This window comes from Dactylosporangium sp. NPDC050688 (genome assembly GCF_040654515.1).
Classification (GTDB): Bacteria; Actinomycetota; Actinomycetes; order Mycobacteriales; family Micromonosporaceae; genus Dactylosporangium.
Map to the genome: position 1 here is coordinate 21,491 of NZ_JBFAIC010000098.1, position 8,793 is coordinate 30,283.

Consider the following 8,793-nt stretch of genomic DNA (forward strand, 5'->3'; position numbering starts at 1 on the left):
CAGGCAGCGACACCGGCAGTGGTTCCTCGACACGGTCGACGGCCTGATGGCAGGCATCGAGCCGGACGGCGCCGGCGCCGCCGCGCAGCACTTCGTCATGCTCCGCGACGGCGCCATGGCGGCCGGCTGCCTGTTCGAACCGGCACTGATCTGCGAGACCTTCCTCAGCGCGTGGACGAGCTCGTCCGGGCCCACGCCGCACGCGATCAGCGGCTGGCGGTCACCGGGCTGACGGTGTTGACCGGCTGCTGGGGGCTGCGGCCGGTGAGGACCCGCACGGCCTCCTCGGCGGCGATGGCGCGCACCATGCGCAGGGACTGCTCGGAGTAGTAGGCGGCGTGCGGTGTGACGACCGTGTTCGGCAGGTGCAGCAGCGGGTTGTCCGGACGCCAGTCGCGCTGCTTGGCCGGCTCCTCCTCCAGGTCGTCCAGCGCCGCGCCGGCGATGGTGCCGGTGGTCAGGGCGTCGGCGAGCGCGGCGTCCTCGACGATGGGCCCGCGGCCGGTGTTGATGAGGATCGCGGTGGGCTGCATCCGGGCGAGCGTCGCGCGGTCGAACAGATGGTGGGTGTCCGCGGTCAGCGGCGCCTGGATGGTGAGGAAGTCGGAGGTCTCGACGAGCTCGTCGAAGGAGACCGGGTCGACGCCGTGGGCGCGGATGTCGTCGTCGGCCACGAACGGGTCGTGCGCGCACAGCTGGACCCCGAACGGCCGGGCCCGGTCGGCGATGAGCCGGGCGATCGCCCCGAAGCCGAGGATGCCGAAGATGCGCCCGCTCAGCCGCCAGATCGGCTCGCCGGTCTGCCAGGTCCAGGCGCCGGCGCGGGTGGCCGTGTCATACTCGTTGATCTTTCGGGCGGCGGCCAGCCACAGCGCGATCGCGTGGTCGGCGACCTCCTCGGCGCACCAGTCGTTGGGCGCGTTGGTGACCTGGATGCCGCGGCGGGTGGCGGCGTCCACGTCGACGGTGTCGACGCCGGTGCCGTACCGGGCGATCACGCGGCAGTTCGGCAACTGGTCCATGGCGGACGCGCTGATCTCGGCGTACTGCGTGAGGATGCCGTCGGCGTCGCGGCCGTACCGGACGAGCTCCTCCTCGGACTTGCACTGGTACGCCTGCAGCGCGAACCCGGCCTTCTCGGCGATGGCCCGCTCGATGTCCACGTCGCCGAAGTCGTAGTCGGCGACCATGATCGTTCCACGGTCAGTGTGAGTCACGGGGCAGTCCTTTCGTGTGCACGACGTCCTGGTATCCGACGGCGAAGTCGAGGCAGCTGCCGGAGTCCATCTGGCCGGTGTGCGCCCGGAACAGCTCCTGCCAGGGCGTCTGGTTGTCCAGTGCCGGCGGGGTGTACGCCTGCCAGCGCTCGGCGATCTCCTCGTCGCTGAGCTCGACGTCCAGACGGTGCGCCGGGATGTCGAGGGTGATGCGGTCGCCGGTGCGCAGGACGGCGAGGTTGCCGCCGGCGACGGCCTCCGGGCTCGCGTTGAGGATCGACGGCGCGTCCGCGGTGCCGCTCTGCCGGCCGTCGCCGAGGGTCGGGATCGCCTCGACGCCGCGCAGGATCAGCGCCGTGGGCGGCTGCATGTTCACCACCTCGGCGGAGCCCGGGTACCCGATGGGGCCGGTGTTGCGGATCACCAGGACGCAGCTCTCGTCGATGCCCAGGTCCGGGTCGTCGATGCGCCGGTGGTAGTCCTCGGGCCCGTCGAAGACGACCGCGCGCCAGGTCACCGCCGGCGCGGTCAGGTACCGCGACCGCAGCTCCTCGGTGACCACCGACATCTTCATCATCCCGGACCGGAACAGGTTGCCGTGCAGCACGAGGAACCCGCCGCGGGGCGCGAACGCGTGCTCGTACCCGGCGATGACGTCCGGATCCGTGCTGCGCGAGTCGCCGACGTTGTCGCCGATCGTGCGGCCGTTCACCGTCATCGCGCCGGTGTGCAGGCGGCCGGCGCCGGCCAGCGCGTGCATCACCGCCGGCACCCCGCCGGCGCGGTGGAAGTCCTCGCCGAGGTACTCGCCGGCCGGCGCGCAGTTCGCCAGGATCGGCACGTCGCCGGCGACGGACTCCCAGTCGTCGTTGGTCAGCTCGACGCCGGTGTGGCGGGCGATCGCGATGAGGTGGATCGGGCAGTTCGTGGAGCCGGCGATCGCCGCGGTCACCACGATCGCGTTCTCGAACGCCTCCCGCGTCATGATCGAACGGGGGGTGACGTCCTCGTGGACCAGCTCCACGGCGCGCCGGCCGGTGTCGTAGGCGATCTGGCCGCGTTCGCGGTGCGGGGCCGGGATCGCCGCACAGCCCGGCAGGGACATCCCCAGCGCCTCGGCGATGCTGTTCATCGACAGCGCGGTGCCCATCGTGTTGCAGTGCCCGACGCTGGGCGCGGAGTCCGCCACCCGGTTCATGAACTCCGCGTAGTCGATCTCGCCGGCGGCGAGCAGCCGGCGCGACTGCCAGATGATCAGCCCCGATCCGGCGCGGCGGCCGTCGACGTACCCGTTGAGCATGGGGCCGCCGGACAGCACGATCGCGGGGATGTTGACCGTCGCGGCCGCCATGAGGCACGCCGCGGTCGTCTTGTCGCAGCCGGTGGTCAGCACCACGCCGTCGAGCGGGTAGCCGTACAGGACCTCGACCAGGCCGAGGTAGGCGAGGTTGCGGTCGAGCGCGGCGGTGGGGCGCTTGCCGGTCTCCTGCAGCGGGTGCACCGGAAACTCCAGCGGGATGCCGCCGGCGTCGCGGATCCCGGCGCGCACCCGGTCGGCGAGCTCGACGTGGTGCCGGTTGCACGGCACCAGGTCGTTGCCCGTCTGGGCGATGCCGATGACGGGGCGTCCGGACTGCAGCTCGGCGCGGGTGAGGCCGAAGTTGAGGTAGCGCTCCAGGTACAGCGCCGTCATGTCGGGGTTCGCCGGGTTGTCCCACCATTGCCGGCTGCGCAACGACGTGGCTGCCACAGTGTTCTCCTCAGGCTCGACGCGGGGCGGGGCCGTCCGAGCCGGCCGGGTACTCCTCCATCGGCACCAGGTCCTTCGCCCAGGCGTCCAGGACCGGGGTCACCACCCGCCACGACTCCTCGGCCTCGTCCGCGCGGATCGACAGCGCCGGGTTGCCGTGCAGCACGTCCAGCAGCAGCCGGCCGTAGGGCGGCAGGTCGGCGGGCTCCGGGGTGGCCGCGAGTGTGAGCGGGGTGAGCACGTCGCCCCGGGTCGTGGTGCCGGTCAGGTGCAGCGACACCGACTCCGGCTCGAGGCCGAAGCGCAGCACGTTCGGCACCGCGGTGACGTCGCCGCTGAAGGGCAGGTGCGGCACCGGCCGGAAGTGCACGGCGACCTCCTGACGGGCGGCCCGCAGCGCCTTGCCGGTCCGCAGCCGGAACCTGGTGCCCGGCCACCGCCAGTTGTCCAGCTCGAGTTCCAGCTCCGCGAACGTCTCGGTGTGGTGCATGGGATCGACGCCGTCCTCGTCGACGTACGCGGGCACCCCCGCGCCGGCGGTGTAGCGGGCACGGCGGGAACGCTGCGCGGCGTCGTGCAGGCCGAGCGGCCGCACCGAGCGCAGGACGTCCATCTTGCGGTCGCGCAGGTCGCGGTCGCCGAGACTGACCGGCGGTTCCATGGCGACCAGGCACAGCAGCTGCAGCAGGTGGTTCTGCAGCATGTCCTTGAGCGCGCCGACCCCGTCGTAGTACCCGGCCCGGCCCTCCAGCGCCAGCGACTCGTCCCAGACGATGTCGATCCGCTCGATGTGCAGGCCGTTCCAGATCGGCTCCAGGACCCGGTTGGCCAGCCGGACGCCGAGGAGGTTGAGCACGGTCGACATGGCCAGGAAGTGGTCGACGCGGAAGATGCTGCGCTCCGGGTAGCGCCCGGCCAGCAGCTGGTTGAGCTCGAGCGCGTCGTGCAGGCTCTCGCCGAACGGCTTCTCCAGCACGACGGTGCTGCCGGTCGCGGTGCCGGCGGTGTGCAGCGCCGTGACCGTCGCCGGGAAGATCGACGGCGGCAGCGCCAGGTACGCCGCGACGGGCTCGTCGTGCGGCAGGACCGGGGCCAGCTCGCCCGGATCGGTGACGTCGGCCCGGTGGTACCGCGCCGCCGCCACGACCTCGCGCCGGCGCCCGGCAGGGATCCCGGGGGCGTGCCGGTCGAGCTGCTCGGCGGCCCAGGCGCGGTAGGCGTCGCCGGTCCAGTCCTCCCGGCCGACGCAGGTGAGCCCGAACCGTTCGTCGATGTGCCCGCCGGCGCGCAGCGCGCCGAGGGCGGGCAGCAGGAACCGCGCGGTCAGGTCGCCCGTCGCCCCCAGGATCACCAGTTGCTGGATCATGCCGCCGCTCCTAGTCTCGCCCTGGCCAGGTTGACGCCGCTGGCGATCACGCCGATGTGGCTGAACGCCTGCGGGAAGTTGCCGACGAGCTCCCCGCCGGCCGGGTCGACCTGCTCGGCGAGCAGGCCGAGCGGGCTCGCCCGCCCGCACAGCGAGTCGTAGAGCGCCTCGGCCTCGTCGAGGCGTCCCTGGCCGGTGAGGTTGTCCACCAGCCAGAAGCTGCACAGCAGGAACGCGCCCTCGTCGCCGGCGATGCCGTCCGGGGACTCGTCGTGCCGGTACCGGTAGAGCAGGCCGCCGCCCGCGCCGAGCCGCTCGGTGATGGCCTTCGTGGTCGCCACCATCCGCGGGTCGTCGGCGGCGATCACGTGGCGCAGCGGCAGCGCCAGCAGGCTGGCGTCCACCCCGCCGCGGCCGTCGAGGTGCTCGCTGATGGTCTGCGACTGCTCGTCCCACGCGTCCTGGATGATCGCCTGGCGGATCTCGTCGGCGGTCTTGCGCCACCGCGGCGCCGGCCCGGGCAGCCCGAGCCGGTCCGCCATGGCGGCCGCCCGGTCGAGCGCCACCTGGCACATGGCGGCGGAGTAGGTGAAGACCCGGCCCTCGCTGCGCACCTCCCAGATGCCCTGGTCCGGCTGCCGCCAGGTGCGGGCGGCCGCCTCGGCCACGCCGGACAGGTCGGCCCACAGCCCGGCCTCGACCGGGCCGCCGGCCCGCGACCACTGGTCGGCGCAGTCCATGACCTCGCCGTAGATGTCGTGCTGGCGCTGGTCTGCCGCGCCGTTGCCCCAGCGCACCGGCGCGGAGCCGCGGTACCCGCGCAACTGCGGGTCGACCCGCTCGTCGGGCACCGGGCCGCCGTCACGCGTGTACATGATCCGGGGCCGGCGGCTCTGCTCGAAGGCGTCGAGCACCCAGCCCAGGAACGCGTCGGCCTCGCCGCCGAACCCGATGCGGCGCAGCGCGAAGACGGCGAACGCCGCGTCGCGGATCCAGGTGTAGCGGTAGTCCCAGTTGCGCATCCCGCCGACCGGCGCCGGCAGCGACGAGGTCGGCGCGGCGACGAGGGATCCGTTGACCCAGTCGTCGCAGAGTTTCAGCGTGATCGCCGCCCGCCGGACCATCGCCTCCTGCGGGCCGGCGTAGGCGAACCCGGTCATCCACCGCCGCCACGCCTCGGCCGTCTGCCGCAGGCTCGACCCGGCGTCGACCCGGTGGTGGCGGTGCATCCGCCCCCACGACAGCACCAGCTCCACCCGGTCGCCGCGGGTCAGCTCGTACCGGCTGTCCAGGCCGTCCAGCTGCCGGTTGGAGCGCAGGTGCAGCCGCATGCCGGGCCGGCGGGCCGCGGTGATCTCCAGCCCGCCGAGCGCCGGCCGGGCGATGCCACCGCCGCGCGGCCGCACACTGACCTGGAGCCGGACGGTGCCGTCCAGCACCTCGGCCAGCCGCACCAGCTCACCCCGGCCGGCGGGCGTGTCGTCGGTGAGGTCGGCACCGGAGCGCAGGGCTATGGCGTCGGTGAGCCGCAGCAGCCCGGTCGTGGTGCGCAGCTCGGTCTCCAGCACGCCGGTGTCCGGCTGGTACCGCTGCCGGCCCTCGACGAGCCCTTCGGGCGTCACGCCGAACTGCCCGCCGCCGGGGTCGAGCAGCCCGCAGAACAGCGGGTCGTCGTCGAAGCCCGGCGCGCACAGCCAGGGCACGCTGCCGTCCAGCGCGACCAGCGCGGCGCTCGCACCGTCACCGATCAGGCCGAGGTCCTCCAGCGGCGGGGCGCCGTCGCGCAGGCGCGGCGGGCGGAACGCCGGTTCGTGATCGAGCATGAAGTGACCTCCGCACCAGGTACGACCGTGTCATGGGCAGCGAAGCCCTACCCGGGCGGCCGGGTCCCTAACGCCGGTCAGGCATCGCGGTGGTCGGCGTCGCGGGACAGCAGGTCAGTGAGGGACTCGCGGCGCACCAGGGTGCGGGCCCGGCCGCCGGCGACGCCGATCAGGGGCGGGCGGCCGACGAGGTGATGGTTGCAGGCCCGGGAACGGTGGTACGCGCCGGGCACCGCACGCGCGGTCACGGCTGGAAGCGGTACCCCATGCCAGGTTCGGTGAGCAGGTGCCGGGGGCGGGCCGGGTCGTCCTCCAGCTTGCGGCGCAACTGGGCGACGAACTGGCGCAGGTAGTGCACCTCGTTGACGTACGTGGGGCCCCACCCGTGCCGCAGCAGGTCCCGGTGGCTGATCAGCCGGCCCGGTTGGTGCACCAGCAGCTCCAGCAGCCGCCACTCGGTGCGGGTCAGGTGCCGGCGCCGCCCGTCGTCGTGCCGGGCGTCGCGGGTGGTGAGGTCGACGGTGTACCGGCCGATGCGGGCCTGGGCCGGTTCGTCGGCGGGGCCGTGGCGGCGGGTGACCGCCCGGAGCCGGGCGAGCAGCTCGCCGATGTCGAACGGTTTGGTGACGTAGTCGTCGGCCCCGGCGTCGAGGGCGTCGATCTTGTCGGTGCTGCTGCGGCGGCCGGACAGCACGATGACCGGCACCGGGGTCCACGCGCGCAGGGCCCGGATGACGTGGACGCCGTCGATGTCGGGCAGCCCGAGGTCGAGCACCACGACGTCGGGGTGGTCGGTCTCCACGGCGGCGATCGCCCGGGTACCGTCGCACGCCGCGACGACCTCGTAGTGCCTGGCCTGCAACGTGATCCGCAGCGCGCGCAGGATCTGGGGCTCGTCGTCGACGATGAGGATGCGGGTCATGTGCTGCCTTCCGTCGTGCCGTGGGTGCGCGGGACCCCGTCGAGGCGACGCAGCAGGGCCGGGTCGGCGGGTCCGGACGGGGCGGTGCGCAGGGTGAGGGTCATGGTGAGGCCGCCGCCGGGGGTGTGTTCCGGTTCGAGCCGGCCGCCCATGGCCTCGGCGAGCCCGCGGGACAGGGCGAGACCGAGGCCGACGCCGGTGGTGTTGTCGCGGTCGCCGAGCCGCTGGAACGGCTGGAAGATCCTGTCCCGGTCGGCGGCGGCGACGCCGGGCCCCTGGTCGACGACGCGGACCTCGACGAGGCCGGCGTGCTCGCTGGCGCTGACGAGCGGCGGCTGTCCGGCGGGGCTGTGGCGCACGGCGTTGGCGAGGACGTTGCCGAGGATGCGTTCCAGCAGGACCGGGTCGGCGTACACGTCGGGGAGGTCGGCGGGGAGCGTGACCCGCACGTCGGCGGCGGCGGCACCGAGGTCGTCGATGCTGCGGGAGATCGCCTCGCCGGCACTGATCGGCTGCGCCCGCATGCCGAGCGCGCCGGCCTGCAGGCGGCTCATGTCGAGGAGGTTCTCCACCAGGCGGTTGAGCCGGTCCAGGGACTCCTCGGCGGTGGCGAGGAGCTCCTCGCGGTCCTCGGCGGAGAACTCGACGTCGTGGCTGCGCAGGCTGCCCACGGCGGCCTTGGCCGAGGCGAGGGGGGTGCGCAGGTCGTGGCTGACCGCGGACAGCAGGGCGGTGCGCAGCCGGTCGACCTCGGCGAGGGTGCCGGCCGTCGACGCCTGTTCGGCCAGCCGCTGCTGGCGCAGCGCGATCGCGGCGTGCGCGGCGAACGCCTCGACCAGCCGCCGGTCCGCCGCGGCGAGGGTCGGGCCGCGGAGCACCAGCCGCAGGTCCTCGTCGATCGGCACCTCGGTCTGCCCGTCGGCGGGCGCGGTGCACGGCGGCCCGCCGACGTTCGCCGCGATCCGCCACCCGCCGGGGGCGCCGTCCTCGTCGGTGCGGCGCTGCAGCAGGGTGACGCTGGCGAGGGCGAACGTCTCCCGGACCCGTTCCAGCAACGCCGGCAGGGGCCGGTCGCCGTGCAGGACGCTGCCGGCGAGGGTGGACAGGGTCTGGGCCTCGGCGCGGGCCCGCGCCGCCTCGCGGGTCCGCCTGGCGGCGAGGTCGACGACGGTTGCCACGGCGCCGGCGACGGCGACGAACGCCAGCAACGCGAACAGGTTCTCCCGTTCGGCGACGGTGAAGCGGTGTACCGGTGGGGTGAAGTAGAAGTTGAGCAGCAGGAAGCTGCCGACGGCGGCGAGCAGCGCCGGCCAGAGACCGCCGAGGAGGGCGACCGCGACGGTCAGCATCAGGAAGGCGAGGATGTCGCTGGGCAGCGAGATGTCCGCCTGGACGGCGCTGAGGCCGGCGGTCAGCAGCGGCAGCCCGAGCCCGGCGAGCGCGACGCCGGCCAGCCGCCGGCGCGGGGTGAGTCCGCCGGTGGGTCCGAGGCGGAGCCGGCCGCGCCTGGCCTGTTCGTGGGTGACCAGGTGGACGTCGATCGTGCCGGACTCGGCGGTGGTGGTCACGCCGACGCCGGGGGACAGGATCTGGGCGAAGCGGTTGCGCCGGCTGGCGCCCAGGACCAGCTGGGTGGCGTTGACGCCGCGGGCGAAGTCGAGCAGCGCGGCCGGGATGTCGTTGCCGACGACCTGGTGGTAGGTGCCGCCGAGGGT

Annotated in this window: 8 protein-coding genes; 1 reads left to right on the forward strand and 7 read right to left on the reverse strand. The window is 73.9% G+C overall.

The window, feature by feature from the left end; all coding sequences use genetic code 11:
* The first annotated feature begins 46 nt into the window (after window positions 1–46).
* On the forward strand, window positions 47–232 hold the full coding sequence (locus AB0H83_RS47525) for a hypothetical protein (RefSeq protein WP_360109127.1): 186 nt from the start codon (window positions 47–49) through the stop codon (window positions 230–232).
* On the opposite strand, the gene AB0H83_RS47530 is transcribed toward AB0H83_RS47525, so the two are convergent.
* The 7 genes from AB0H83_RS47530 to AB0H83_RS47560 all read right to left on the reverse strand — a co-directional run.
* Window positions 207–1,217 carry a C-terminal binding protein gene (locus AB0H83_RS47530; protein ID WP_360109130.1) on the reverse strand — a complete coding sequence of 337 codons (1,011 nt, stop codon included), beginning with the start codon at window positions 1,215–1,217 and terminating at the stop codon, window positions 207–209. The genes AB0H83_RS47525 and AB0H83_RS47530 overlap by 26 nt on opposite strands.
* Entirely contained in the window at window positions 1,204–2,967 is a 1,764-nt protein-coding gene (locus AB0H83_RS47535; protein ID WP_360109133.1) for an IlvD/Edd family dehydratase, read from the reverse strand. Before AB0H83_RS47535 ends, AB0H83_RS47530 begins: the two co-directional genes overlap by 14 nt.
* Before the next feature lie 10 nt (window positions 2,968–2,977).
* The gene (locus AB0H83_RS47540; RefSeq protein WP_360109135.1) at window positions 2,978–4,333 is read right to left on the reverse strand and encodes a glucose-6-phosphate dehydrogenase; all 1,356 of its coding nucleotides are present in this window, start codon (window positions 4,331–4,333) and stop codon (window positions 2,978–2,980) included.
* A complete protein-coding gene (locus AB0H83_RS47545) occupies window positions 4,330–6,156 on the reverse strand; it encodes a glycoside hydrolase family 15 protein (RefSeq protein WP_360109138.1) in 1,827 nt (608 codons plus the stop codon). Before AB0H83_RS47545 ends, AB0H83_RS47540 begins: the two co-directional genes overlap by 4 nt.
* Window positions 6,157–6,233: 77 nt before the next feature.
* Window positions 6,234–6,404: a hypothetical protein gene (locus AB0H83_RS47550; protein ID WP_360109140.1), complete on the reverse strand. Its 171-nt coding sequence runs from the start codon at window positions 6,402–6,404 to the stop codon at window positions 6,234–6,236.
* Window positions 6,401–7,078 carry a response regulator gene (locus AB0H83_RS47555; protein ID WP_360109143.1) on the reverse strand — a complete coding sequence of 226 codons (678 nt, stop codon included), beginning with the start codon at window positions 7,076–7,078 and terminating at the stop codon, window positions 6,401–6,403. Before AB0H83_RS47555 ends, AB0H83_RS47550 begins: the two co-directional genes overlap by 4 nt.
* Window positions 7,075–8,793, reverse strand: a 1,719-nt coding sequence (locus AB0H83_RS47560) for a DUF4118 domain-containing protein (RefSeq protein WP_360109146.1), incomplete at its 5' end; no start/stop codon positions are given. The genes AB0H83_RS47555 and AB0H83_RS47560, both read right to left, overlap by 4 nt.